This window comes from Actinoplanes octamycinicus (assembly GCF_014205225.1).
Lineage (GTDB): Bacteria > Actinomycetota > Actinomycetes > Mycobacteriales > Micromonosporaceae > Actinoplanes > Actinoplanes octamycinicus.
The window spans coordinates 3,478,145-3,504,056 of the sequence record NZ_JACHNB010000001.1 but is presented as its reverse complement, the minus strand read 5'-3'; the positions used below and the strand labels follow the sequence as shown (position 1 = coordinate 3,504,056).

General features: G+C 74.0%; 15 protein-coding genes. 4 read left to right on the top strand and 11 right to left on the bottom strand.

Annotated elements, in window-relative coordinates; all coding sequences use genetic code 11:
- Positions 1-147 precede the first annotated feature (147 nt).
- Complete coding sequence (locus tag BJY16_RS15750; RefSeq protein WP_185040180.1) at positions 148-813, top strand: DUF4097 family beta strand repeat-containing protein; 666 nt, start codon at positions 148-150, stop codon at positions 811-813.
- A gap of 110 nt (positions 814-923) precedes the next feature.
- Positions 924-1,730 carry an alpha/beta fold hydrolase gene (locus tag BJY16_RS15745; RefSeq protein ID WP_185040179.1) on the top strand — a complete coding sequence of 269 codons (807 nt, stop codon included), beginning with the start codon at positions 924-926 and terminating at the stop codon, positions 1,728-1,730.
- Between the two features lie 31 nt (positions 1,731-1,761).
- Here the strand turns inward: BJY16_RS15745 and eccCa are convergent, their stop codons facing one another.
- Complete coding sequence (gene eccCa, locus BJY16_RS15740) at positions 1,762-5,718, bottom strand: type VII secretion protein EccCa (RefSeq protein WP_185040178.1); 3,957 nt, start codon at positions 5,716-5,718, stop codon at positions 1,762-1,764.
- Between the two features lie 146 nt (positions 5,719-5,864).
- On the opposite strand from eccCa, the gene eccD reads away from it, so the two are divergent.
- Together eccD and eccB are read left to right on the top strand one after the other, a co-directional pair.
- Positions 5,865-7,268 carry a type VII secretion integral membrane protein EccD gene (gene eccD, locus BJY16_RS15735; protein WP_185040177.1) on the top strand — a complete coding sequence of 468 codons (1,404 nt, stop codon included), beginning with the start codon at positions 5,865-5,867 and terminating at the stop codon, positions 7,266-7,268.
- Positions 7,269-7,274: 6 nt separating this feature from the next.
- A complete protein-coding gene (eccB, locus tag BJY16_RS15730) occupies positions 7,275-8,642 on the top strand; it encodes a type VII secretion protein EccB (protein ID WP_185040176.1) in 1,368 nt (455 codons plus the stop codon).
- On the opposite strand, the gene BJY16_RS15725 is transcribed toward eccB, so the two are convergent.
- The 10 genes from BJY16_RS15725 to BJY16_RS15680 all read right to left on the bottom strand — a co-directional run bounded on the left by BJY16_RS15725 (position 8,635) and on the right by BJY16_RS15680 (position 25,908).
- Complete coding sequence (locus tag BJY16_RS15725; protein WP_185040175.1) at positions 8,635-9,876, bottom strand: S8 family serine peptidase; 1,242 nt, start codon at positions 9,874-9,876, stop codon at positions 8,635-8,637. The genes eccB and BJY16_RS15725 overlap by 8 nt on opposite strands.
- 2 nt (positions 9,877-9,878) lie before the next feature.
- On the bottom strand, positions 9,879-10,373 hold the full coding sequence (locus tag BJY16_RS15720; RefSeq protein ID WP_185040174.1) for a hypothetical protein: 495 nt from the start codon (positions 10,371-10,373) through the stop codon (positions 9,879-9,881).
- A gap of 144 nt (positions 10,374-10,517) precedes the next feature.
- Positions 10,518-11,387, bottom strand: coding sequence for an SseB family protein (locus BJY16_RS15715; RefSeq protein WP_185040173.1), 870 nt, complete (start codon positions 11,385-11,387; stop codon positions 10,518-10,520).
- Positions 11,384-12,355 carry an HNH endonuclease gene (locus BJY16_RS15710; protein WP_185040172.1) on the bottom strand — a complete coding sequence of 324 codons (972 nt, stop codon included), beginning with the start codon at positions 12,353-12,355 and terminating at the stop codon, positions 11,384-11,386. Before BJY16_RS15710 ends, BJY16_RS15715 begins: the two co-directional genes overlap by 4 nt.
- A complete protein-coding gene (locus BJY16_RS15705; RefSeq protein WP_185040171.1) occupies positions 12,352-13,314 on the bottom strand; it encodes a hypothetical protein in 963 nt (320 codons plus the stop codon). Before BJY16_RS15705 ends, BJY16_RS15710 begins: the two co-directional genes overlap by 4 nt.
- Positions 13,314-14,051 carry a hypothetical protein gene (locus tag BJY16_RS15700; protein WP_185040170.1) on the bottom strand — a complete coding sequence of 246 codons (738 nt, stop codon included), beginning with the start codon at positions 14,049-14,051 and terminating at the stop codon, positions 13,314-13,316. Before BJY16_RS15700 ends, BJY16_RS15705 begins: the two co-directional genes overlap by 1 nt.
- Positions 14,044-15,114, bottom strand: a complete 1,071-nt coding sequence (locus BJY16_RS15695; RefSeq protein ID WP_185040169.1) for a hypothetical protein — start codon at positions 15,112-15,114, stop codon at positions 14,044-14,046. Before BJY16_RS15695 ends, BJY16_RS15700 begins: the two co-directional genes overlap by 8 nt.
- On the bottom strand, positions 15,111-15,512 hold the full coding sequence (locus BJY16_RS15690; RefSeq protein ID WP_185040168.1) for a TY-Chap domain-containing protein: 402 nt from the start codon (positions 15,510-15,512) through the stop codon (positions 15,111-15,113). The genes BJY16_RS15695 and BJY16_RS15690 overlap by 4 nt, the downstream gene beginning before the upstream one ends.
- On the bottom strand, positions 15,509-16,000 hold the full coding sequence (locus BJY16_RS15685) for a DUF6301 family protein (protein WP_185040167.1): 492 nt from the start codon (positions 15,998-16,000) through the stop codon (positions 15,509-15,511). Before BJY16_RS15685 ends, BJY16_RS15690 begins: the two co-directional genes overlap by 4 nt.
- 20 nt (positions 16,001-16,020) lie before the next feature.
- Entirely contained in the window at positions 16,021-25,908 is a 9,888-nt protein-coding gene (locus BJY16_RS15680; protein WP_185040166.1) for a WXG100-like domain-containing protein, read from the bottom strand.
- Positions 25,909-25,912 lie beyond the last annotated feature (4 nt).

Genomic DNA, 25,912 nt, shown 5'->3' with positions numbered 1-25,912 from the left:
GTTGCAATCAATCCTGTGCCGTTGCAACGAATTCATGCCGTTGAACTGCTAAGACCCAACTCTTAAGCAACAAGCTTGTTGCATGATGCTCGAACGCAACGTAGCGTTTCTTCTATCAGAAACGAGAAACGAGCACTGGAGAGCATGATGCAGAAGTTCGCTACCCCGGCCCCGATCTCCGCCGTCCTGGACGTTCCGGCCGGGCGAGTTCAGCTCATCGCCGCCGACCGCGCCGACACCACCGTCGAGGTGCGGCCGGCGAACCCCGGCAAAAGCCGCGACATCAAAGCCGCCGAACAGACCACGGTCACCTACACCGACGGCGTCCTGCGGGTTCGCGCTCCCGAAGCCAAGAATCAGCTTCTCGGCTCGTCCGGTTCCCTGGAGATCACCGTGCAGCTGCCGGCCGGTTCGCACGTCGAGGCCACCGCCGCCGCCACCGAGCTCCGCGGCGTCGGCCGGCTGGGAAACCTCGCGTTCGACGGCGCCTACCGCCAAATCAAGATCGACGAGGCCACCGGCATCCGCCTGACCGCGGTGGACGGCGACGTCGAGGTGGGCTGCCTCAACGGCCCGGCCGAGATCACCACCACCCGCGGCGACATCCGGATCGCCGAGGCCAAGCGCGGCACCGTCGTGCTGAACACCCAGTCCGGCAGCATCTCGGTCGCCGCCGCGCACGGCGTCTCGGCCGCCCTGGACGCCGGCACCTCCTACGGCCGGATCAGCAACACCCTCAAGAACGACGGCAGCGCCGAGCTCGACATTCACGCCACCACGTCGTACGGCGACATCACCGCCCGCAGCCTCTGACGGTCGGTGGGCCCGGCCGGGTGGCCGGGCCCATCGACCGCCCTTCCGCCCCTTCCCCGGCGGAACCCGCAGGAGCCGACACCCACACTCCGGTTTGGACAGGTGAAAAGATGACGAAGAACAGCGCTTCCCGGACCCCCTCGGCATGGACCGGAATGATCCCGGTCGACGACACCGCCCTGGCCGTCACCGACACCGGTGGCTCCGGGACCCCGGTGATCTACCTCAACGGGCAGTTCGCCACCCAGAGCTACTGGCGTCATCTGACCGCCGAGCTGGGACCGGAGTGGCGGCACATCACATACGACGAACGGGCCCGTGGCAAGAAGTCGAAACTGTCCGCGGACTATTCGTTCGAGGCCGCCGTCCGGGACGTCGATGCCGTGCTCGCGGCCCGCGGTGTGGAGCGGGCGGTGGTGGTGGGATGGTCCTACGGCGCGTTCGTCGGAGCGCACTGGGCCAGTCGGAACCCGGACCGCACCATCGGCGCGGTCCTGGTCGACGGCGCGCAGCCCTTCGACTGGCTGGACGAGGCCATGGAGGTGCGGATCCGGAAGCTGTTCCGCCGGATCGGGTGGTTCGCGCCGCTGCTGCGCCCGACCGGCCTGGTCCCCCGGATGAGCGCCGAGCAGCAGGCCGAGTCCAACATCGAACTCGGCAGGATCGCCCGGGAGAGCGAGCTGGGCCCGGTACTGGACCGCATCAGCGTCCCGACTCGGTACGTGCTCGCCTCCGGTTCCTCCTTCGGCAGCCGCGGCGACGAGCAGGAACGGATCCGGGCCGGCCTCGACGCCGTGGTCGCCCGCAACCCGAAGATCCGGATCAGCGCCAAGGTCTCCAGCAACCACGGTGCGATCTTGCGCAAAGACTTCCCGGCCATCGCCGCAGCCGTCCGCGAAGTCGCCGCCGATCGGTGACAGCACCGACCGACCGATGGACGAGGGGAGATCAGCGGGCCGGTGGGGTCCAGGCGAGCTGGACCAACCGGGCCCCATGCCGCCGGGTGATCATCCAAGCGCGGCCCGGCGGCAGCACCTGAGGCTTCATGGTGCCGAACAGCGGGCCCTCCTCGCGCGGACCGGACATCATGATGCCCGGCGAGGCCAGCTCGCGGATCCGGCCGATGACCGGGTCGAACATGGCGCGGGCGGCGCCGCCGATCCGGCGGGTGATCACCAGGTGCAGGCCGATGTCGCGGGCCTGCGGGAGGAACTCCAGCAGGGGCAGCAGCGGGTTCTGCGCGGCGGCGGCGACCAGGTCGTAGTCGTCGACCAGGACGTAGAGCTGGGGGCCTTTCCACCAGCTGCGGTTGGCCAGCATCTCCGGGGTGACGTCCGGGCCGGGGAGGCGCTCCCGCATCACCACCACGACCTGTTTGATCAGGTCGGCGGTGACCTGGTGGGAGGTGCCGTACCCGATGGTGTTCTCGGCCGGGACGCAGCCGAGCAGGCTGCGCCGCAGGTCGACGCAGAGCACCCGGGCCTCGGCCGGGCTGTTCCCGGCCACGATCGACTTGGCCAGGCTGCGCAGGAACGAGCTCTTGCCGCTCTCGATGTCGCCGAAGAGCAGGGCGTGCGGCTCGGCGTCGAAGTCCAGCCAGACCGGCTGCAGGTCGGTCTCGGCGATGCCGACCGGGACGACCGGGCCGCGGGCCGGCGGGAGCATCTCGAACGGCAGCTCCGGCGGCAGCAGCCGGACCCGCGGCGCGGGCGGGCCGGTCCAGTGCTCGGTGGCGTGTTTGACCAGCTCGGCGACCGCCTCGGCGAGGTCCTCGGCGCGCTGCTCGCGGTCGATGCGGGGCAGCGCGGCGAGGAAGTGGTGCCCCTCCGGGGTGAGGCCGTGCCCCGGGGACTGCTCCGGCACGTTGACCGCCTCGCGGCGGTTGATCAGCGAGTCGCTGGGCTCGCCGAGGCGCAGCTCGACCCGGGTGCCGAAGACGTCGCGGATCTGCGGGCGGACGTCCATCCAGCGGTTCGTCGCGGCGACCACGTGGATGCCGAAGCCGAGTCCCCGGTTGGCCAGCTCGTTGACCGTGGGCTCCAGGTCCTCGAACTCGGCGCGCATCGTGGACCAGCCGTCGACGATCAGGAACACGTCGCCGAACGGGTCCTCGGCGTACCGTCCCTGGGCCTTGGCCCGCCGGTAGGCGGCCATGCCCTCCACGTTCTGCTGGGCGAACAGGTCCTCGCGGATCCGCATCAGCCCGTGCACCTCGGCGATCGTCCGGCGCACCCGGTCCACGTCGCGGCGGGTGGCGACGCCGCCGACGTGCGGCAGGTCGGTGAGCGCGCTGAGCGGGCCACCACCGAAGTCGAGGCCGTAGAACTGCACCTCACGCGGAGTGTGGGTGAGCGCCAGGCTGGTGATCAGGGTGCGCAGCAGGTTGGACTTGCCGGACTGCGAGCCGCCGACCACCAGCAGGTTGCCGGACGCGCCGGACAGGTCCAGCCACATCGGATCGCGGCGCTGGTCGAACGGCTTGTCGATGATGCCGACCAGGGCGTGCAGGGTGCCGAACCGCTCGGCCGCGTCGACCGCGAGCCCCCGGTCCGGCATCGAGATGACCGGCGGCAGCATCTGGCCGAGGGTGGGCGCCTTGTCCAGCGGGGGCAGCCACACCTCGTGCGCCGGGGTGCCGCGACCCTCCATCTGCCGGGCCAGGACGTCCATCAGGGTGTCGCCCTGCACCTTCTCCTCGACCTCCTGGCCGGCCTCCTCCGGCTCCGGGCGCTCTTCCTGGACCGGCGAGGAGTAGTAGGTGCTGAACTCGCGGATCGGGCTGCCGGCCCGGGTGCCGCCGGCCGCGACGATGCCCTCCTTGCGGACCGCGCCGGACACGTACGCCGCCTTGAGCCGGACCAGGCCGTCGGTGCCGGCCCGCAGGTAGCCGTGGCCGGGGTGGTGCGGCAGCTCGTAGGCGTCCGGCACGCCGAGGACCGCGCGGCTCTCCATCGAGGAGAAGGTGCGCAGACCGATCCGGTACGACAGGTGCGACTCCAGCCCGCGCAGCCGGCCCTCGTCCAGTTTCTGCGAGGCGAGCAGCAGATGGATGCCGAGCGACCGGCCGACCCGGCCGATCTGGACGAACATGTCGATGAAGTCCGGCCGGTCGGCGAGCAGCTCGGAGAACTCGTCGACGATCAGCACCAGGCTGGGCAGCGGGGCGAGCGGCACCCCGGCCGCCCGGGCCCGCTCGTAGTCGCGCTGCGAGGCGTAGTTGCCGGCTTTGCGCAGCAGCTCCTGGCGGCGGGTCAGCTCGCCCTGGATGGCGCCGAGCATCCGGTCGACCAGGGGTTGCTCATCCTGCAGGTTGGTGATCATCGCGGCGGTGTGCGGCAGCCGGTCGAGCGAGGCGAAGGTCGCGCCGCCCTTGTAGTCGACCAGCACGAAGTTGAGGATCTCCGGGTTGTGGGTCAGCGCCAGCGCCACCACCAGGGTGCGCAGCAGCTCCGACTTGCCGGACCCGGTGGCGCCGATCAGCAGGCCGTGCGGGCCCATGCCGTCCTGCGCCGACTCCTTGAGGTCCAGCTCGACCGGGCGGCCGTCGACGCCGATCCCGATCGGCACCCGCAGCCGGTCCCGGTTGGGCCGGCCGGCCCAGAGCGTCTCCAGGTCGATCTGGTACGGATCGTCCTGCTCGAGCAGCTCGGCCAGCCCCATGTCCTGCGAGATGGCCGGCTGGTCGCCGAAGGTGGCGGCGGAGAGCCGCAGCGGCGCCAGCTCCCGGGAGAGCACCTCGATCTCCGCCATGCCGAGCGCGTCGGCCCGTCCCACCTCGGTGGACCCGTCCATGGTGGTGCCGGTGATGGTCCCGTCCGGGGCGATCTCCAGGACCACCGAGCTGTCGTCGAGCAGCCGGGGCGGCGGGACGGACAGGTCGAGGATGGTGACGCCGGCGACCCCGCCCTCGGTCATCAGGTGGTCGGAGCCGGCCGTCGAGCCGCCGTCGATGATCACCACGACGTGCGGGCCGCCGGGCGGCGGGCCGGACGGGTCGAACCGGGACCGGTTGACCAGCACGTCGTCGAGCATCGCCTCGAGCGCCGGGACGCTCGGCGCGACCAGCCGGACCGGGCCGACCGCGTCGGTCTTGTCCGGGTGCTGGGCGTGCGGCAGCCATTTCGCCCACTCCCACCAGGGCCGCTGGTGGTCCGGCACGCAGACGCCGACGCGCAGGTCGTCGGGGGCGTGGAAGGTGGCGATCTGGGCGACCAGGGCCCGGGTGAAGTCGTGCACCGCCTGGTCGGAGCCGCGCAGGTAGATGTGTGAGAAGTCGCGCAGGGCGACCGAGACCGGCAGGTCCGGGACCACCGAGTAGGTGTTGACGAACTTGCGCAGCGCCATCGCGCAGAGCGGCTCCAGCTCGTCGACCGGGCGGGTCTGCGGCGGGACCAGGCGGGTCGCCACCTCCTGCACGCCGACCGCGATCCGGACCACGGTGAAGTCGGCGTCGCCCCGGCGCCGCTCCCACAGCCGGCCGCTGTCGGCGAAGGTCCACAGGGTGGCCGGGTCGGGGTTGCGGTAGTAGAGCGCCTCGCGCTGCTGCCGGATCGTGTTCCGCAGCTGGGCGCGGAGCTGGGAGAGGTGCCGCAGGTACTGCCGGCGGGACTCGATCATCTCGCGCTTGCCGGGGCCCGAGGTGTTGGTCGCCATCATCGCGATCATGCCGAGGATGGAGACGCCGTACATCGCGCCGGCGACGTAGGTCAGCGCGCCGCCGCCCTGCCGGCTCATCATCAGGCCCATCGCGGCCGCGCCGGCGCCCATCGGCAGCACCATGAGCATCCGGGTCCAGCCCTTGCCGGCCGGGGGCGGGACCTCCGGCGGCGGATCGAGCAGCACCTCGCCGGAGGGCATCACCGGCGCCGGACGGCGCGGGGGGCGCTTGACGATGGTGACGGTCACGCTTGGCTCTCCCCTGCTGGCGTATTGCCGCTCATCTTAGCCGTCACCCCGGACAGCGAAGTTCCGCAGGCATTCGCCGGGGCGAATTCGCACCGACCGGGCCTGCTAGTTTGTGGGGCACTGAAGGCACAGCAGGAGGTGACCGCGTGACCGCACCGGGTGGCCCGAGTCTGGCCCGGGTGACGATCGCCGCGCCGACCCGCCGGATGGACATCGCCCTGCCGGACAACATGCTGGTCGGCGAGTTGTTGCCGCACCTGCTCCGGCACGCCGAGGGGGCGCTGGGCGAGCCGGCCGAGCGGCACGGCGGCTGGGTGCTGCGCCGGACCACCGGCGCCGCCCTGGAGGCGCACCGCAACCTGGCCGCCCAGGGCGTCCGGGACGGCGAGCTGCTGCACCTCAAGCCGGCCCGGGAGGACTGGCCCGAGCTGGCCTATGACGACGTGGTCGAGGTGATCGCGAGCGGCGCCCGGCGCGCCGGGCGGTCCTGGGGCGCCGCCGCCACCCGGCGGTGCGGCCTGGCGGTCTTCGCGGTGGCCCTGCTGGTCGGGCTCTACGGCCTGGCCTACGGCGGACCGGCCCGGCAGACCGCGGCGATCGTCGCGCTGGCCGTGGCGCTCGGCCTGGCCGTGGTCGGCATCCTGCTGTCCCGGGCGTTCACCGACGCCGGCGCCGGCGCCGTGGTCGCCGCCAGCGGCCTGCCCTACGCGTTCTTCGGCGGCGCCTGGCTGCTCGCCGACTCCGGCGCCGGGGTGCTCGACATCGGCGCCCCGGCCCTGCTGCTCGGCTCCGCGGTGCTGCTGGTGCTCAGCGTGCTCGGGCACGCCGGGGTGGCCGGGCTGCCGCGACTCTTCGTGGCCGGCATCGCGGTCGCCCTGACCGGCCTGCTGGCCGCCCTGCTCACCCTCGGCGGGGTGTCCTCGGACGGCGCCGCCGCGGTGGCGCTGACCGCCGTGATCGGCCTGCTCCCGGGGTACCCGGTGCTGGCCAGCTGGATCGGCCGGCTGCCGTTCCCGGAGCTGCCCAGCCGGGCCGAGGAGATCCTCAAGGACAAGCCGTTGCCGCGCCGGGCGGACGTCTTCGCCGCCGTGGTCCGGGCCGACGAGGTGCTCACCGGGCTGCTGCTGGCCACCGCGTTCAGCAGCGTGCTGGCGATCGTCTTCCTGGGCTGGTCGCATCCGAGCCGGTCGGCGATGTTCCTGATCGTGGCCGCGGTGGCCGCCCTGATGCTGCGTTCCCGGCTGCTGGCCACGCCGCGGCAGCGCAGCCCGCTGCTGGTGGCCGGGGTGGCCGGCCTGGCCGTGCTGGGCATCGGCGCGGTGCACAACGACGTGCTCCCCGGCCTGGTGCTGCTGGCCGCCGCCGCGCTGGCCGGCGGCGTCGCGCTCTACGCCGCGGTGGTCTTCAGCCAGCGGCAGCCCTCGCCCTATCTGGGCCGGGCCGCCGACCTGCTGGACGTGCTGGCGATCATGGCGCTGATCCCGCTGGCCTGCGCGGTGATGGGCGTCTTCGACGACATCCGCGGGCTGTTCTCCTCGATCGGCGGGTGATCCGGCGTGGCTTCGCGGCGTGACCAGCTCCAGTCCTACCAGTTCCTGAACCAGCGGGTGATCTCCGCGTTCGTGATGCGGGAGACCGACCCGGCGCAGTCCCCGCTGCGGCGCGGCATCGGCGCGCTGTTCGGCGGCCTGATGGTGGCGGTGCTGATCGGGGCCGGGTTCGGCATCTACGGCGTGCTCACCAAGGTGGGCACCGACGCGTGGAAGAGCGACGGCTCGGTGGTGGTCGAGCGGGAGTCCGGCGCCAGCTTCGTCTACCTGCAGGGCCGGCTCAACCCGGCGCTCAACTTCACCTCGGCCAAGCTGGCCGCCGGCCGGCCCAACCCGGTCGTCTACCGGATCGCGGCCAAGGCGCTGGCCGGCACGCCGCGCGGGATCACCATCGGCATCCCGAACGCGCCCGCCTCGCTGCCCGAGGCCGGCCAGCAGGTCGGCCTGCCCTGGTCGATGTGCGCGGTGCCGGGCGACGAGCCGACCGCCGCGCTGCTGGTCGGCCAGACCGGCCCGGCCGGCACCGCGCTGGGCGACAGCGGCCTGCTGGTGACCGACGGCACCGACCGGGACGCGCAGCTGGTCTGGCACGGCTTCAAGCACCGGATCGACGACGCGCAGACCACGCTGCCGGCGTTGTTCGGCGCGGTGGACGTCAACGAGGTCAGCACCGCCTGGCTGAACGCGGTGCCGGCCGGCGCCGACATCGAGGCCATCCAGGTGCAGAACCGCGGTGCCCGGTCGGACCGGGTGACCGGGTTCACCAACGGGCAGGTGCTGACCGTGGAGACCGGGGTCGGCAAGCAGTACTACCTGATCCTGGACACCGGCGTGCTGCCGATCACCGCGCTGCAGCAGGCGGTGCTCAAGGCCCGGTTCCCGGCCGAGCCGCGGACCGTGGACATCAGCGTGCTCACCCCGTTCTTCCCGGAGCTCAAGCAGAACAACGGCCCGGCCGAGGCGCAGCCGCCGGCCGACCCGCCGGAGCTGGTCACGATCGCGGGCGGCACCACCGCGTGCGCGATCACCCGGGCGGCGGCCAAGGCGCCGACGATCGTCTACGGCGGTTCGGCCGCCGGTCTCGCCGCGGCGGTGCCCACCGCCGGCAGCACCCCGGGCGGCAAGGCGCTGGCCGACGCGGTGCTGGTGCCGGCCGGCCGGTTCGCCCTGGTGAAGGTGCCCGGTTCGGGTGGCTACCAGGTGGTGACCGACCTCGGCGTGCGGCACCCGGTGCCCAGCGCGGACGCGCTCGGCCGGCTGGGTTACGCCACCGGCTCGGCGACCGAGGTGCCGACCGCCCTGGTGAACAGCATCCCGGCCGGGGTCACGCTGGATCCGGCCGCGGCGGTCAAGCCGGTCACCGCGGTCAATTAGGGCCGGGCTGCTCCAGCAGCATGACCGGCGGGCCGGGCTCGATCGGCTCGTCGTACTCGGGCAGCGGCGGGGCCATCGCGGGCCGCCAGTGCTGCCGCCGGCTGCGCCGGATCGCCGCGGTCACCATCAGCACCGCCACCACCGCGACGGCCGCGATGATCGCGCCGGCGTAGGCCGCCGTCCGCCGCCGCTGCTCGGCGCCGGTGCGCTCGGCGGCCGGGGCGGACACCGCGGGCAGGGCCCGCTGCTGTTTCGCGGTGATCTCCCCGGTCACCGCGGCGTACGGGTTGACCACGCCGGCGCCGAACGCGTCGCCGCCGGCGGCCGGGCTGGCCGACGCGGTGAGCAGCCGGGTCACGTCGGCGACCGGCATCTTCCCGGACCGGCTGCGGATCAGCGCGGCGGCCGCGCCGACGTAACCGGCGGCCAGCGCGGTGCCGTCCGCCTCGGTCAGGCCGCCGCCCTGCAGGGTGGGCACCGCCACTCCGGGGGCGACCAGATCGAGGTAGTCGCCGTGCTGGGACTTGGAGTAGATCTGCCCGTCCTGGTCGATCGCGCCGACCGCGATCACCTCCGGGTAGGCGGCCGGGTACGGCGTCGGGTTCTCGTCCTGCGGCGAGCCGAGGTCCCCGGCCGCCGCGATCACCGGTACCTGCTTGGCGATCGCCGCCGCGACCGCCGAGCGCATCCGCTGGCCGTCCTGGTACGCCGGGTTGGCCACCACGATCACGTCGGCGCCGTACTGCAGGGCCATCTCGATGCCCCGGCCGATCGCGCCGGGGGTGGCCAGGCCCTGCGTGGACGAGTCGTCCGACAGCACCCGGATCGGCAGCACGCCGGCCCGATAGGCCAGGCCGACCACCGGGCTGCGCTCGGCCGGCGCGGCGGCGATCACCCCGGCCACCCGGGTGCCGGTGCCGGTGCAGTCGGTGTTCGCCGTGCCGCGGCCGGCGACCGCGTCGGCGCCGATCAGCACCCGGTCGCCGAACTGCGGGTGATTGGCCCGGACGCCGGTGGACAGGACCGCGACCAGCACGCCGCCACCCCGGCTGAACCGGGTGACCGTGTCGATCGCCAGCATGTCCCGCGGCCAGGCGGTGTCGGTGGCGAGCCGGCCGGCCTGGGCGCACTGGGCGGCCCGGGCCGGGGCGGGCCCGAGCCCGGCCGGCGCGGCGACGGTGAGCAGGCCCGCGGTCAGCGCCACCGCGGTCCCGCGCCGGAGCAGGCTCGCCATGGTCACCTGCTCCCGGCCCGGCCGGCCAGCGCGGCCCGGCGCTCGATCAGGTCGGCGCGGCGGAACCGCTCCGGCGACCGGGCCCGGAAGGCCCGGCCCTGGTCGCTCCAGAACGCCTGCTCGGGGGCCTCCACCGCGCCCTCCGGAAGGAACTTGAGCGCCTCGTCGAGGCAGGCCACCGCGATCCCGGCGTGCTGCCGGGCCTCCGCCTCCGGGGTGTCGGTCAGCCCGGCGGCCAGGCTGAGCATGTCGGCGACCGCGACCCACTCGCCGGCGTCGAAGAGCTGCGAGGTCTCGCCGGCGGCGCCGAAGGTGGCCCAGGCGTCCGGGCGCGGCGGGGTGGGGCGCTCCGGCAGCGCGAAGACGAACTCCCGCTCCTCGCCGCAGCCGCCGCACGGCCCGGAGTAGCGGCGGGCCATCACCCCGGACCGGTCGACCAGCGCCGCGGACCAGGTCACGTCGACGCTGCCGCAGCGCGGGCACCCGTGCAGGTCCATGTACAGGTTTGCTTCGTCACGCGTCCTGGCAGCCGGTAGCACCCGCCGATGATATGCCGGTCGATCCGGGCGGGCGTCACCCTGTGGCGTCCCGCCGTCGCGCGGAGCGGTTCAACGGCGACTTTCCCGGGGTACGCCCGCAGCTCAGGAACCACCGTCGGCGGATCCGTCCAGCCCCTCGAAGGCGAGCAGCGCGAGCACCTGGTCGGCCGGCAGCCGGAAACTCGCCTCGCTGTCCGGGTCGACCGCGATGCCGTGCCCTTCCGGCCACATCGCCAGGGCGAAGGCCAGCGCCACCTCGACCACCGGCGGCGTCCCCGCGGGGTGCCGGCGGGCCAGCGCCTCGACGCTGGTGAACACCTCGACGGTGGCGTCCGGGCCGGGCAGCCAGGGGAACTCGTCGTCGGCCAGGATCTCCGCCGGGTCGGCCGGTCGCGCGGTGGGGATCAGCACGTTCGCGTCGAGCAGCCGGTCGAGGTAGCCGTACACGTCGCCGGCCTCGACCGCGGCCCGCAGCGCCGCCGGGTCGTCCGGCGAGTCCGGATAGGACGCGTCGGCGTGCCGCTGCCGCAGCTCCGCGTCGAGCAGCTCGTCCCGCTCGGCCGTCTCGGCCAGTTCCCCCAGGGTCGGCACCTGGAGTTCGCCGAGCGCCGCCTGCACCAGGGCGTCGACCGACAGGTACGCCCCGATCGGCGTCCCCGGGTTGATCGCCAGCCGCCAGTCCGGGTCCGGCCACTTGCGCCGCAGCTCGGCGAAGTTGGTCACGGTGTAGCCGTCGACCGCGTGCCCGAACCGGGCGGCCAGCCCGCGGACCGAGGTGAACACCGGCAGGAACACCTGGCCGATCGCGTGCAGGGTGACGAACCGCTGCGGCCCGGACGCCCCGCTCAGCTGCGGGAGGTACAGGTCGGACGAGGCGAGCACCTGGAAGAACAGCTGCCGGTCGTCCGCCACCGCGGCGCCCAGCAGGGTCTCCTCCACCGCGCCGGCCGGTTCCCAGACGGCCCCGGTCATCCGGCGGCCCTCCGGTGCGTGGCCGGCAGCAGCGCGCCCAGGCCGTCCGGCCACGCCAGGCCGGCGCCGGCGGCCACCCCGGCGGCCAGGTCCTCCAGGTCGTCCGGGACTGGGCGCAGCGCCAGCCAGAACGACGCGAAGTCGCCGGCCAGCCGGTGCAGCAGCCGCTCGCACACGTCGGCCGCGGTGAAGTGATCACGGTCGCGCCAGTCGTCGTCGTCCAGGTAACCGACCGCCCCCGCGTCGGTCCCGCGCACCCGGACGGCGAGCAGCCCGCCCTGCACCTGCCCGACGGCCAGCCAGTCCGGGGTGAACCGGTCGATCAGGAAGGCGTTCTGGTAGCCGAGGTCGTGCAGCCGGTCCGGGCGGAAGCCGAACAACGGCTGGTCCAGGATGAAGCCGTGTCCGGGGTGGACGGACGGCACGGACGGCGCCGCTCCGTTCGTACGCAAGAGGAAGTCGCGGTAGGCGGCCGGCAACCGTACCTTCAGGATCTCCTCGCCGACCGCCATCGCCGCCTCGGTCAAGCGTTCCGTGACCAGCACCTTCGGTGGCTCGCCGGAGCCGGCCGTCAGGCCGCGCCCGGCGGCCCGCACCCCGCCGACGCTGACCCCGCCCAGATGCCGGAAGGCGGCGTGCAGCTCGGCCGGGACCAGCGCGAGGTGCCGGGTCTGCGCCACGTGCGCCCAGGTCCAGCCGACCGGGGTGCCGAGCGCGCCGGCCCAGAGCGGGTCGCCGCTGACCCGGGCGACCAGGTCGGCGGCCCGGACGTCGACCACCCGGGCCTCGTCCACGGTCAGGTCCGGGATGGCCGGCGGCAGCGCGACCAGCAGCCGGGCGTAGGGCGTCCAGTCCGGGAAGCCGGACGGGTCGACCGGGACGCCGTAGCGGTAGCGGACCCGCAGCATCGGGCTGGCCGGATGCGCGGTCCGGAACGAGTAGCGGGCGCCGGCGATCCGCTCGGTCATCGCCACTCCCCGGTGAACGGGTCCATCCCGGCCGCCTCCCGGGCGGCCCGGACCATCTCCCAGGTCTCCGCGACCGGCGGCAACCGGTCGGCCGGGATGTCGAACTCGTCCTCGTAGGAGTCCGGGTCCCAGCCCGGATGACCGGTCCGGGCCAGCCACCCGGCGCGCGTCGCGGCCACCGCGGCCAGCCGCCGGTCCCGCTCCGCCGGGTCGGTGTAGTGCCGTTTGACCAGCCAGGGCAGCCGGTTGTAGGCGGCCACCGCGGCGGCCGGCAGCTGCGTCGAGAAACCGGTGGCCACGTCCAGATCGGACGCCGCGCGCTCGGCCCGGACCAGCTCGGCCTCCTGCTCCGGGGTGGCCCGGTCGTCGTCGGTCCCGGTCAGGCCGTGCCGGGCGGCCCACATCGCGCGGACCTCGGCGAGCCGCTGGATCTTCTCCCGGTAGCCGCCCTCGGCGCCCCAGAACTCCTCGTCGGTCAGGTCCGGCAGGATGCTGAGCAACTCCTGGAACAGCTCCCGGCGCTCCGGCAGGCCGGCCGGCAGCGCGCCGAACTTGGCCGCCTCGGCCAGCGCCGACTCGGCCGCGCTGAGCCGCAGCTTGACCGCCCGCTGCTCGTCCCGGGGCAGCGCGCGCAACGCGTCGACCTCCAGCGGGACGGTGGCGGCGTACTGCTCGGACACCCAGAGCCACTGCCGGGCGTCGAGCAGCTCGGACGGCTCCGGGCGGTGGCTGTACTCCACGTAGCCCGGGGTGCTGCGGTCGGCGTAGGTGGCGAACCGGAAGACGAAGGCACGGTCGCGGCCGCAGCGCGGGCAGGGGCCGTACCAGCGGTGGGCGGGGCCGTCCGGCAGGGTCACCGGCTCGGCGGCCGGCGCGAACCGGGTCTCGCCGCACTCACACGGGGTGAGATCGATGAACAGGTACGCCTCGGCGTAGGTGTGCGCGAACAACACGGTCATCAGCCTACGAACTCCCCGGTCACCGGATCCTGCCCGGCCGCCGTCCGGGCGGCCCGCACCTGCTCCCAGGCGACGTCGGCGGGCGGCAGCCGATCGGCCGGCAGCTCCCACTCGTCCTCGTCCGGATCCCAGTCGACCCGCACCCCGGCCACCCGGGCCAGCCGCCGGTCCCGCTCCTGCGGGTCGTCCCGGAACCGCTGCCGGATCTCCCGGAGCAGCTCGTGGAACGCGCTCATGGCGGCCCGCGGCGAGTGCGGGCTGAACCCGGTCGCCTGATCCAACCCGGACAACTGACGCACGGCCCGCTCCGGATCGGCGCCCGCCCGCGCGCGCTGCCGGGCCTGCCGCCGGGCCGTTTCGCCCGGATCGTCGACGAACGCGGTGCCCAGCCGCTCGTCGCACTCGGCCCAGGCCCGCCGGAGCCCGTCCGCGGTGAGCCGGCCCGGTTGCTCGGCCCGCAGCCGCTGCCCGGCCGGGGTCCACACGGCGGTGTCCGGGAGCACCTCGTCGACCAGGAACTTCTGCGCCTCGGCGAGGGCGGCCATGGCGGTCCGGTGGGCGCCGGCCGCGGCGTACCGCTCGGCCACCAGCACCCACTGGCCGGCGTCGATCAGCTGGGACGGCTCGCGGTCGCCGTACCAGGGCTGATCCGGCGGCGCGGGCAGCGCGTCATGGTCCAGCGCACGGCGCAGGGCGGCCTCGTGCTCGCTGCGGGCGGACGGCGTCGGCTCACCCACCGAACGGCTCCCGGATCGCCGAGCGAGCCGCCCGGACCATCTCCCACGCCGAGCCGGCCGGCGGCAGCACGTCCTGCGGCACGTCCCAGATCTCGTCCGCCCAGAGCTGCTCGCGCCACTCGTCGTCGTCCTGCCGCAGCCGCGCCAACCAAGCCTGATAGGCGGCCAGGGCGAGGCCGATGCGCAGGTCCCGCTCGGCGACCCGGCCGGCGAACTCGGCCTCCAGATCGCCGATCAGCTGCCGGAACGCGGCGAGCGCGCCGATCGGCGTCTCCAGCGGCAGGCCGGTCTCCGGGTCGTCGCCGCGCATCGTCCGCAGCTCCCGCTCGATCTCCCGGTTCTGCTCCGGGCTGCCGGCGCCGGGCGTCGCGGCGTCCAGGTCGTGCCGCTGCGCCCACTGTTCCACGGCCCGGTTCTCGGCCACGATCCGCCTGATCCGTTCCGGACTCGTCGTGGTCGCCGCCGGCTCGTCGGGCGCCCGCGCCGGCTCGTCGGGCGCCGGCGGATCGAGCAGGGTGCCCCGCCGGCGCTCGAAGCGGGACCGCAGCGCGGCCAGGCGCTCCCGGTCGAAGGCGTGTGGCTCGCGGGCGTACCGCTCCCGGCTCGCCGCGGTGCGCAGCGCCTGCTCCGGGACCCGCTCGGCGCCCGCCGGCAGGAACTTCTCCGCTTCGCGGAGGGCCGCCACGGCCGCGGTCAGCCAGGTCCGCGCGGTCGCTCGCGGCTCGCCGGTGAGATATCCGGGATTTCCCGGTACGGCGTCCGCGTACTGCTCGGCCACCCACAGCCACTGCCCCGGATCGAGCAGTTCCGAGGTGCGGTCCCCGCGCCCGTACACGATCTCGGCCGGGTCGTCCGCGTCCTCGGCCCGCTCCGGCACCCGGAAGACGAACAGCCGGTCCCGCCCGCAGCCCGGGCACCGCCCGGCGTACCGCCGGCCGGGGGCGCCGTCCGGCAGCGTGATCGCCTCCCCGGCGGTGGCCAGCCGCCGGTCGCCGCACTCGCACGGGGTGAGGTCGATGAAGAGGTGCGCCTCCTGCCGGGTGCGCGCCAGCGGCTCGGTCATCCGCGGCCGCCGAGCGCGTTGAACGACTCCCGGACCAGGCCCGCCGGGTCGGTCGCGCCGTGCACCTCGCGCAGCGTCCGGACGAACAGCTCGCCGACCCGGGCCGCGTCCGCCGAGCTCAGCGGCCACGGGAACGGGCACTCCCAGTTGTCGCCGAGCTCCGGCTCCGGCGGCGGCCGCCAGCCCAGCTCCACCATGTGCTGCCGGTCCCGGGCGGTGAGCCGGCGGTCCTCCGGCAGGAACTCGTCGGCGATCGCCTCCACCTGCAGATGATCCGGCAGCTGCTGCATCTGCACGAAGTACGGCCGGGCCCGGACGATCAGCGTGTCCCCGTCGGCCAGGGACGGCACCATCCCGGCGATCTCGGCGGCCAGCCGGTCCCACCCGTCGGCGCTCATGGCACCGCTCCCTCGTCGTAGCCGTCCCAGATGTCCTGCACCGCGTTGTCCTCCCAGACCAGGTTGACCGCGTTCGTCAGCCGCTCGATCTGGATGGTGCGCTGCTCGCCGCGCCACCGCACGACCGGGTGGGCGCCCGGTTTCCGGTGGGTCGGCGGCCCGAGCACGGCGGTGGCCGTCCGGACCGCGGTGGCGAACACGTCGACCAGGAACTCCGGCGGCGCCCCGTCGTAGCCGATCACGGTGGCCAGGGTGATCGTGACGTCGTCGACGCCACCCCGGCGGTACGTGGTCTGCACCGCCTCCTCCGGGGCCGGCCACGGCACGTCGGCGGCGGCGCCGTTCTCGTCCTCGTCCACGATCTGCCAGCCGAACCGGCGGGCCAGCTCGGGGAACCCGTCCGGGGTCCACGACCACGCGGTGTCCCGGAAACCGGTCAGCAGATTCTCCAGTGCCGGCTGGTCGATGGCGGGCGGCAGGTTGCTCATGGTCCTCGGTCCTCGGCGGGTTACTCGCCGACCAGCCGGATCGTCTCCGGCTGCAGGCGATCGTGATCCAGCAGGTATTCGGTCGCGGTGACGCGGCCGTTCTCGGCCACGTGCACCTTCAGATAGCGCAGGCTGCCCACGCGCTCCGAGTCGATGATGCGCTGGAGCACCGGTCGCAGCTCCGGATGTTTCTCCAGCTCGGCCTTGAGCTTGACGTCGTTCTCGAGCATATGGCGCAGGTATTCCGGGGTGCACTGCTGCACGTAGATCTTGGAGCCGCCCGGGTTGAGCGGGTTCTCCACCCACCGCGGCTCCAGATTGCTGTTGCCGCCCTTCTCCTCGATGGCGATCAGCGACGGGCCGTGCTGCGGGTCGTCGTACAGCAGGATCCGGTCGATGTTGTTCGGGGTGCCGATCTCACCCTCGACGCTGCCGGTCAGCTGCCGCGCCCCGTGGAACAGCCGGTCGGTCACCAGGTCACCGCCGGCCGTGCCGAGCCGCTCGGTGAGCGGGCTCAGCTCCTTGCCCAGCGCGGCGTACTCGGTGGCGGCCGCCTTCAGCACGCGCAGCTGGGCCCCGCTCAGCTTGCCGCGGGCGTCGGCGACCAGGTTCTTCACCATCTCCTCGCTGATCTTCGCCCGGTCCAGCGTCAGGTTGTGCTTGGCCAGCTCCGGGACCAGCGGCTGGAGCTTCTCCTCCCACAGGATCTGGCGCCGCTCGACGTTGACGCCGCGCTCGCCGGCCAGCGTGCTGATGTCCCGCTCCAGCTGGGTGTCCGGGGTCGGGTCGTGCGTCCAGCCCTCGCCGCCCTTCGAGACGGCACGCTGGTGCATCCCGGCCGGCTTCGGCGGGTTGTCGTCCGTGATGAAACCGGTCCGGTCGCGGGCCCGGCCGTCCTTGCCGCGGAAGGTGCCCTCCCGGTCGCCCGGGAAGTGGTTCTTCTTGTCCGGTCCGCGCTGCAGCTCCTGGCCGTAGGTGGTGTCCTTGCGCCCGGTCGGGGTCAGCTCGGTCCGCGAGTAGCGGTGGGTGCCGGGCGGGTCGCCGGGCCGGGGCGCGGCGACGTCGTGCTCGGCCCGGGGATCGGGCTCGTGCAGCGGCCGGACCGCGTCCCACTCGGTGCCGGACATCAGCTCCCGGCCGAGCGACGTCTCGCCGCGGTGCCAGCCGCCCTCGGTGCCGGCCCGGGCCAGCTCGTACGGTGTCGGGAAGTGCTCGCTGCCGAACGGGTGCTGGTCCGCGCGGAGCAGCAGCGCCCGGCCGTCGTCGATCTCCTTGCGCATGTTGGCGGCGGTCTCCTCGACCGTCCGGCCGCCGTGCCGTTCCTGCAGCCGCGGCACGTCCGCGGTGCCCGCGGTCAGGTCCTTCAGATCCCGGCCGATCTCCCGGACCCGCCGGTCCAGGTCGGTGAGGATGCGCTCGGCCGGCCGCTCGGCGCCGGGTCCCCAGTCGTAGCCCTCCCGGGCCTGGTGGTACCCGTCCCGGGCGCCGGCCGGCACCTCGATCCGGTCCACTCCGGACTGCCGGTACAACTCGATCAGGTGCCGGTCGGCCAGCGGATCCACCGGCCGCTCGTCGTGCCGGGCCACCAGGGTGCCGTCCGGCTCCCGGGCGATCACCCGGGTCTCGTGCCCCAGCACGGTGCCGTCCCGGTCCTCCACCCGGAACCGGTACTCCACCTCGCCGTCCCGGACGGTGACCGCCGGGTCGCCGTCCAGGTGCAGCACCCGGTCGCCGACCGGCCGGCCGTCCAGCCGCCCGGCGATCTCCTCCGGGGTCGGCGGACGGGTCTGCGCCTCGACCGCCGCGCGGTCCACCGGATGCCCGAGCGCCTCCAGGTCCCGTTCCACCCCGGCGATCTCGTTCCGCAGGTGTTCCTGCAACTCGGGCCGGCCCTCGGCGGCCTCCAGCCGGTGCTCGAGGTGCACCCGCTCGTTGATCCGGGCGGCGACGTGCGGGTCGATGTGCCGGCCCGGCTCGGTCCCGCCGAAGGCCCGGTCGATCGCTGCCGACGGCTGCCGGACCAGACCGTGCCCACCGGTGCCGGCGTGCTCCATCGCCAGGGTCTCGGTGATCTCGTGCACCCAGACCCGGCCCAGCTGGTCGCCGGCCACCCGGTGGTTGACCGTGACGACGTGCGGCCGCTCCGGGGTGCCGTCCCGGACCGTGGTCTCGGCCAGGCTCGTCATGTCCCGGCCGATCTCGGTACGGAAGTGCCGCACCTCCCCGTCGGACAGCGTCACCCGCACCCGGTCCCCGTCCACCTCGACCGAGTGCACCAGGTCGTTCCCGAAGTCGGCCCGCCCGATCTCGCCGGCCGCGGCGTGCACCTCGCCCACCGTGACGTCCGGGAGCGCCTCGGCCCGGCCTTCCGGCACGAACGAGGTCCCCTCGATGGCGCTCGCGGTGTGCGTCGGGTCCAGGTGCTTGAAGCCGGTCCAGCTGGACCCGAGCAGCGCGTCCTTGCCCACCCAGTGCGCGTTCGGCCCGTGCTCACCACGGTTGCCGACGGCCATCACCTCGGCGGTGGTCGGCCACGCGCTGCGCGGCAGGCGCCCGGTGTTGACGTCCTGCATCCGCTCGTAGATCTCGAACGCCTTGGCCCGCTGCGAGCGCATGTTGTCGCGCAGCTCGGCCGGGGTCTCGCCGCCGTACTTCTCGTAGAGCGGCCGCAGCCCCTCGGCGTCCAGGTCGTCCAGCCCGCGCAGCAGGTCGGTGATCCGCCGGCCCTCGCCGGCCAGCCGGTTGATCGGGTCGCTGCCGCCGTACTCGGCCCACTCGAAGCCCTGCCGCGCCCAGGCGTACCCGCCGACCTCGGCGGTGTTCACCTCGACGTAGCGCACGCCGGACTCGCGGTACCAGCTCTCCAGGTGGCTGTTGAACTCCCGGGCGAAGCCGCCGCCCTGCACGCTGCGGTTCAGGTGGAGCGAGTTGTTCTTGACGTGCAGGTAGCCCTCTTCCGGATGGCGTTCCAGGGTCCGGGTGGAGCGGCCGACCTGGTTGCCGTTCTCGTCCAGGACCCGCAGCTCGACCCGGACGTGGTGCGGGCCGGCGCTGACCCGGTCCACCACGACGTGCTTGTCGCCGTACGCGTGGCCCTCGAACCGGTCCCGGACCGCCTCGTGGATCGCGCCGTGCCAGCGGTCCGCCTGCTCCGGGGTGTGCGGCACCAGGTCGCCGAGGGACGGCTGCTCGCCCTCCCGCCACGGCGGGTCGACCAGATGCTCGTTCGGGTGCGGCGCCGGCGCCTCGGGGACCGGGGCCGGCTCGTGCGGCGCCGGCGCCGGATCGTGCGGCTGCCCGCCGATCACGCCGTCGTGAACCGGTCGTCCGCCGAGCACCCCGTCGTGCAGCTCCGGTAGAGGTGTCCGGCCCAGGACCCCGCCCGCCGGGAACGCCTGCGCCTGCTGATGCACCGCCGACGGCAGCACCCGGTGCCCGAGCGCCTCCAGGTCCCGCTCCACCCCGGTGATCTCGTTCCGCAGCCGCTGCTGCTCGGCCCGGTTGCCGGTGGCCTCCTGGAACTGCCGCTCCAGGTGCACCCGCTCGTTGATCCGGGCCGCCGCGTGCGGATCCATCGGCGGCCGCGGCCCCTCACCACCGCCGAAGATCCGCCCGAGACTGGCCGCGGCCCGGCGCAGCAACCCGGTCGGGCGCTCCGCCGCCTGGGCGTGCTGGATCGCCAGCGTCTCGGTGATCTCGTGCACCCAGACCCGGCTCAGCTGCTCCGGCGCCACCCGGTCGTTGACCCGGACGACGTGCGGATCCTCCGGCGTGCCGGCCCGGACCGTGGTCTCGCCGAGGGTGTCCATCCGGTGGCCGACCTCGGTGACGAAATGCCGCGAGGTGCCGTCCCGCATCTCCACCCGGACCCCTGCGCCGTCGGTGTGCACCGCGGCGACGTCCCGCCCGGAGAAGTCGGCCGGCCGCACCTCCTCGGCGGCCGCGTGCATCTCCCGCACGGTCACGTCGGGCAGGTGCTCGGCCCGGCCGTCCGGCACGAACCCGGTCCGGTCGATGCCACTGGCGGTGTGCACCACGCCACCGCCGGCCGGGTGCTCGGCGCGCAGCGCCGGGTCGTACCCCAGATAGTGCTCCGGAAGCGGGCCGTCCAGCTGGCGGCGGCCGTGCCACATGGTGTCCAGCATGGCGTCCTTGCCGACCCAGTGGGCGGCGGCCTTCTGCGGCCCGGTGCCGTGCACCGACTCGTGGTAGCCGAGCCGGGCGACCTCCTGCGGGGTGGGGTACTCGTGGTTGGGCAGCCGGTCGGCCATCACGCCGTCGGCCCGGTCGACCAGGGCGCGGGCGTCCTGCCGCTGCATCCGCATGTTCTCGGCCAGCTCGTCCGGGGTGCGGCCGCCGTACTTCTCGTAGAGTTTGCCCAGCTCAGACGGCGAGTAGTGATCCAGGTTGCTGAGGTGCCGGCCGATCTCGCGGATCTCGCCGTGCAGTTTCTCGAAGACCTTGTGGCCGCCGCCGACCTGCCACTCGAAGCCGGCGTTCGCCCAGGTGTAACCGCCGACCCAGCTGGTCACCACCTTGATGTAGGAGACGCCGGAGTCGCGGTACCAGCCCTCCATGAACTTGTTGAACTCGCCGGCGAAACCGCGGCCCTGGTAGTCCTCGTTCAGCTTCAGCTCGCTGTGCGAGACGTAGAGGGTGCCGTCCGGCTCGCGCATGAAGATCCGGGTGATCCGGCCGACCGGGTAGTCCTCGCCGGGCACCCGGATGCTCATCTCGACCTTGAGGTAGTCGGCGCGCGCGTCCGCGTAGGAGACCCGCACCTCCATCCCGGCGAACCGCTGACCGTCCAGTTTGCCCTGGATCTTGGCCTCGATCGCCCGCTCGAGGGCGTCCCGCTGCCCGGCGTCCGGGATGTCGTCCCGCGGAATCAGCTCGTCGATCGGCGGCGTGTCGTCCCCGGCCCCGGCCCGCCCCGGCCCCTCCGGATCCCGAGGTGGCCCACCCGGCCCGTCCGACTCCCGAGCCGGCTCCGCACCGTCCCGAGCCGGCCCATCCTCATCCCGCGGAAGCCCGTCCCGATCCCGCGCAGGCCCATCCTCATCACGAGGAAGCCCGTCCCGAACCGGCCCGTCCTCGTCACGCGGCAGCCCGTCCCGAACCGGCCCGTCCTCGTCACGCGGCAGTCCGTCCCGATCCCGCGGTGCCTCATCCCGCTCACGCGGTGACCCCTCCGGGTCACGCGGCGGTCCGTCCGGTCCATCAGGATCGCGCTCGGGAGACCGCGACGCTTCGCCGTCGTGCTCCCGGACCGGCCCCGCCCGCTCATCGCGGACCGGCCCGGGTCCATCGTGGTCACCGGCCCGCTGTGCCCCCTCATTACGCACCGGCGCAAGGTCTTCAGGCTTTCCGGTACGAGGCTCCAGCGCCTCCAACGCCGACAAGTCCGACTTCTCCGACTCGCGCAGCGCACCTTCCCCACGCTCGCGCTCCCCGGGCAGTCCCTCGCCACGCTCAGGCCCGCGCGCCGCAGCCCCGTGCTCGGTCCCGCGCGGCGCAGCCCCCTGCTCGGTCCCGCGCGGCGCAGCCCCCTGCTCGGTCCCGCGCGCCGCAGCCCCCTGCTCGGTCCCGCGCGCCGCAGCCCCCTGCTCGGTCCCCCGCGCCGCAGCCCCCTGCTCGGTCCCGCGCGCCGCAGCCCCCTGCTCGGTCCCGCGCGGCGCAGCCCCCTGCTCCGGCCCGCGCGGCGTGACCCCGTGCTCCGGCCCACGCGGTGCGAGCGCCTCCAACTCCGGGAACCGCAGCCCGCCCCGGCCCTCCCCGCCCACCGGAGTGACCCGCTCGACCGCTTGATCCCCGAGAACCCGCAGCGCCTCCGCGATCTCGTCCGGAGTCTTCGGCCGCGGCCCAGCAGGTCCACTGTGGTCAACCAGATGTTCCCCGGCCCACCGCGGCAACTGCTCCGGCACATGCTGCCCGCGCATGATCGCCTGGAACTCCGCCGAACTGAACTTCGGCGGCAACGGCGGCTCAGCCGGCTCCGCCGGATGCCGGACCACCCCGTCATGATCCCGCTCAGCGACCTCCGGCCCGGCCTGCTCCTCCAACGCCCGCAACGCGTCCGGCGCCGGCCGCTCGCCGGCCCCCGCCCCGTCATGCGCCGCCGCAGCCTCGTGAGGAGCAACCTCGCGAGGCACCGCCTCGTGAGCAGGGGTTTCGTGAGGAGCCGCCTCGCGCGGAGCAGCCTCGTGCGGCGCCGCCTCGCGAGCAGCGGTTTCGTGAGGTGCCGTCTCGCGAGGAGCGGTTTCGTGAGGTGCCGCCTCGCGCGGAGCAGCCTCGTGCGGCGCCGCCTCGCGAGGAGCGGTTTCGTGAGGAGCAGCCTCGCGCGGAGCTGCAGTGTCGCGAGGTGTGGCAGTGTCGCGAGGCACAGCGGTCTCGTGGGGCGCGGTCGAGTCGCGGGGCACAGCGGTCCCGTGCGGCGGACCGGAGTCGTGCGGCGGCGCGATGTCCCGCGCCGGTCCCTCGCCACGCGGCGGCGCGGCATCGTGCGGCAGGGCGGCCGGTGGCCGCAACTGATCCCCTACCTCACGGTGCAGCGCGCTCCAGGAGGCATCAAGACTTTCCCGTACGAAAGCAGCGCGCGCCCCGGGATCCGCCGGCACGTGTCCCGGCAGCCCGATGGTCGCCGGCTCGGTTTGCCGCCAGGTCCCGTCGCCGAGTTCCTCCATGCCGGGCCGCCGGATCACCGGCTTCCCGGGCGGCAGCGACTCGTTCACCTGGATCGAGACGTCCACCTCGGCCCCGTCGCCGAACCGCACCCGCAACGTCCCCGACTCCGGGTCGTAGTCCGCCCGATGCGGCCGGTCCGCCGCCCCGGGCTCCCGTCCCTCGATCAGCCCACCGATCTCCCGATCAGCCGCCGCCGCGACGTCGCCAGGCTCCACCACCGGCCGCTCCGGAGCCCCGGACTCCACCGGCACCAGCCGGAAGTCCTCGCGCCGCCCACTCCCCCGCTCCGCGGCAGGCCGCTCCGCGGCCACCCGATCCGCCGGACGATCCGAGGCCGCACGATCCCCGACCGGGCGGTCCCCAGCCGGACGATCCGAGGCCGCACGATCCCCGACCGGCCGGTCCCCAGCCGGACGATCCGTGGTTGCACGATTCGCCACCGGCCGGTCGCCAGGCGCACGGTTCCCGACGGGACGATCGGAAGCAGCACGGTCTGCCATCGGGCGGTCGAAGGCGCCTCGGTCCGCGAGTGGTGGGGCGCCGGAGGCCGCCTGCTCGAGACCGGATCGATCGCCGCTCACCGGCGCGCGATCGCCGCCCGGGGCGCCGCGGTCGGTGGTGAGCGGCCCGTGATTCTCGAAGCCTGCGGTGCGGTCCGCACCGAGCGGGGCGCGGTCGCCGCCGATGGCGCCGCGGTCCACGCCGGCCTGGAGACGGTCGCCGCCGAGCGGGGCGCGGTCGCCGCCGACAGGGGTGCGGTCGCCGCCGATGACCCGTTCGCCGCCAGGAGGTGGTCCGTCGCCGCCCGGGTTGGCCGGGTCCGCGGCGGGGCGGCCGGTCGGAGTGTCCGGAGTGGATCGGGCAGGTCCGCCGCCCGTGTCAGTCAGTCGCTCGGGGGTCACCGGGGCGTCGCCACCGGTCACCCGGTGACCGAGCGGAGCGCCGTCGTGCGCTGCCGCCGGCGGTCCCCCGTGCAGCGGCGTGGGCGCGACACTGTCCGAACGGCCGTGCTCCCGCGCCGGCGCGTCCGGGCCACCTCGCTCACCGGCAGCCGGCGCACCCGAACGATCAGCAACGGTCGCGCCACCCTCGGCACGCGCCGGAGCATCCGGGCCGCCCCGCTCCGCCGCCGACGGCGCACCCGAACGATCAGTAACGGTCGTGCCGCTGTCCGCACGCGCCGGGGCGTCCGGGCCACCCCGCTCGGCGGGCGCCGGGGTGCCGGAGTGGGTGCTGTCGCCTCGGTCGACGGCGGGTGGCGCGCCGTCCGTACGCGAAGCGGGAGGAACGTCTCCGTCGGCGGGCCGTGCGTCGGCGGCGGGCCTGGCACCGTCAGCGGTGCCGCCCTCGCCGGACCGGGCCGGGGTGCCGCCTCCGCCCCCGCCGTCACCGCCGCCGGAGGTCTGCCGTGGGCTACCGCCACCACCGTCGCCGCCGCCGGAGGTCTGCCGTGGGCCGCCACCGCCGCCACCGCCGTCGCCGCCTCCGGAGGACGAGCGGGCGCCGCCGCCCTCCGCGCGGGACGGGGAGACGCTGGTCGTTTCCGGACGTGGAGCGGTGGCGACGTTGCCCGCCGGTTCGGTCCGGACATGGGCCGGTGCCTGACCCCAGTTGTCCGCGATGTGCTGGGCGACCTCGGGCCGGGCCGAGACCTCGGTGGGCACCACGCGCATCCCGCCGGCCTCGCCCGTGGGGTGGCCGCCCTGCCAGGCGACATAACCGTTGTCGGTCAGCACCAGGTGCTCGTCGATGCCGAGGCTCTTGTTGAAGCTGGTGGAGATCGCGGTGAAGCCGCCGTCCTCACTGGACAGCAGGTGCAGGTTCTCGCCGATCCGCAGGTTGCCGCCGCCGAGATTGCTCATCTCCAGGTGGGTCTGGCCACCGAAGATCACCCCGGCGCCGGCGCCGAGCGCGGCCTGGTGGCCGATGTCGCTCCAGTTCATGTCGCCGAACGACTTGCCCTGCTGGAGTTCGCTGACGATGCCCATGCCGCCGCCGGCCAGGGTGCCGCCGACGGTGTGCCCGATCGGGCCGCCGAACATGCTGGCGCCGAAGACGCCGCCCTGCACCGCGCTGTTCCGGACGTGGCCCCAGTCCAGACTGTCCCGGTGCCCGGAGGCCATCTGCCCGAACTGGGCGGCCAGGTCGCCGCCGCCCATGAAGCCGGCGCCGAACGCGACCCGGGTGCCGACGTAGTGGCCGAACTCCTTGCCGAGCGCGGATTTCGCGGCGCTCTCCACGGCCAGTTTGGTGAGCGCGCTCTCGCCGAGCTCCTTGCCGAGCCGGCCCTTGGTCCAGTTCTTCAGCAGCTGCTGCTGGATCTCTTTGGCCAGCTGTTTCTGCACCGCGCGGGTGGTCTGGCCGGCCAGCTGGCCGCGGATCTGCCGGCCCGCCATGCCGCGCAGCGCCTGGGCGGCCAGCCGGTTGGCCACCGCCTTGGAGACGCCCCGGGCGGCGACGTTGGTGACGCCGCGGACCGTCCAGTTGGTGATGGTCTTGCCGACGACCCGCTCGGCGGCGCGGCGGGCGGCCTGGCCGGCCAGGTTCCGGACGACCGCGGTGGGCAGCGCCTTGCCCAGGGTGATCCGGGTGACCACCGGGACCGCGGCGCGCACGGCGCCGGTCACCAGCCGGGCCGGGAGTTTGCCGAAGACGAAGGTCAACGGCTTGATCGCGAACCGGACCACGATCGCGGCGATCTTGCCGACGGTGTTCGCGGCGAGTTTGCCGACGGTGATCCGGAAGCCGGTGAACAGCGGTGGTGCGGCACCCAGCGAGCCACCGCCGGACGGGATCGCGGCGGCCACCAGCATGTAGATCGAGATCGCGAGCATCAGCAGGTTGAGCGCGACCATGTACTTCATCAGCTCGACCTCGAGGCCGAACCCCTGCACGCCCTGCTGCATCTGGGCGGCGCCCTCGGCGGTCTGCCGCAGGCCCTCGAGGTAGCCGTACCACTGGTCGATGAACGCGGTCGCCGAGGCGTCACCCGACCAGTTCTCCAGGATCGGGTCGGCCGCCTTGAGCACGTCCTCGTACGCGTGGTTCAGCTCCTCGGCGAGCCGGGTCCACTGGTCCGCCAGGTCGTAGACGTCGTTGGCGTGGGACAGCGGGATCTCGCCGAGGACGATGTGCGAGATCCACGACGCCCAGCCCGGAAGCCACTCCTCGAACTCGGAGAAGTAGTCGAGCATCGAGGTGAGGAACTCGTGTTCGTCACTCACGGGG

Bases quoted from the DNA above. Each gene is read 5' to 3' on its own strand.
- BJY16_RS15685 (WP_185040167.1), bottom strand. From the start codon at position 16,000: ATGAGCAACCTGCCGCCCGCCATCGACCAGCCGGCACTGGAGAATCTG.
- BJY16_RS15725 (WP_185040175.1), bottom strand. From the start codon at position 9,876: ATGGCGAGCCTGCTCCGGCGCGGGACCGCGGTGGCGCTGACCGCGGGC.
- BJY16_RS15715 (WP_185040173.1), bottom strand. From the start codon at position 11,387: ATGACCGGGGCCGTCTGGGAACCGGCCGGCGCGGTGGAGGAGACCCTG.
- BJY16_RS15745 (WP_185040179.1), top strand. From the start codon at position 924: ATGACGAAGAACAGCGCTTCCCGGACCCCCTCGGCATGGACCGGAATG.
- BJY16_RS15720 (WP_185040174.1), bottom strand. From the start codon at position 10,373: ATGGACCTGCACGGGTGCCCGCGCTGCGGCAGCGTCGACGTGACCTGG.
- BJY16_RS15710 (WP_185040172.1), bottom strand. From the start codon at position 12,355: ATGACCGAGCGGATCGCCGGCGCCCGCTACTCGTTCCGGACCGCGCAT.
- BJY16_RS15750 (WP_185040180.1), top strand. From the start codon at position 148: ATGCAGAAGTTCGCTACCCCGGCCCCGATCTCCGCCGTCCTGGACGTT.
- BJY16_RS15695 (WP_185040169.1), bottom strand. From the start codon at position 15,114: ATGACCGAGCCGCTGGCGCGCACCCGGCAGGAGGCGCACCTCTTCATC.
- BJY16_RS15690 (WP_185040168.1), bottom strand. From the start codon at position 15,512: ATGAGCGCCGACGGGTGGGACCGGCTGGCCGCCGAGATCGCCGGGATG.
- BJY16_RS15705 (WP_185040171.1), bottom strand. From the start codon at position 13,314: ATGACCGTGTTGTTCGCGCACACCTACGCCGAGGCGTACCTGTTCATC.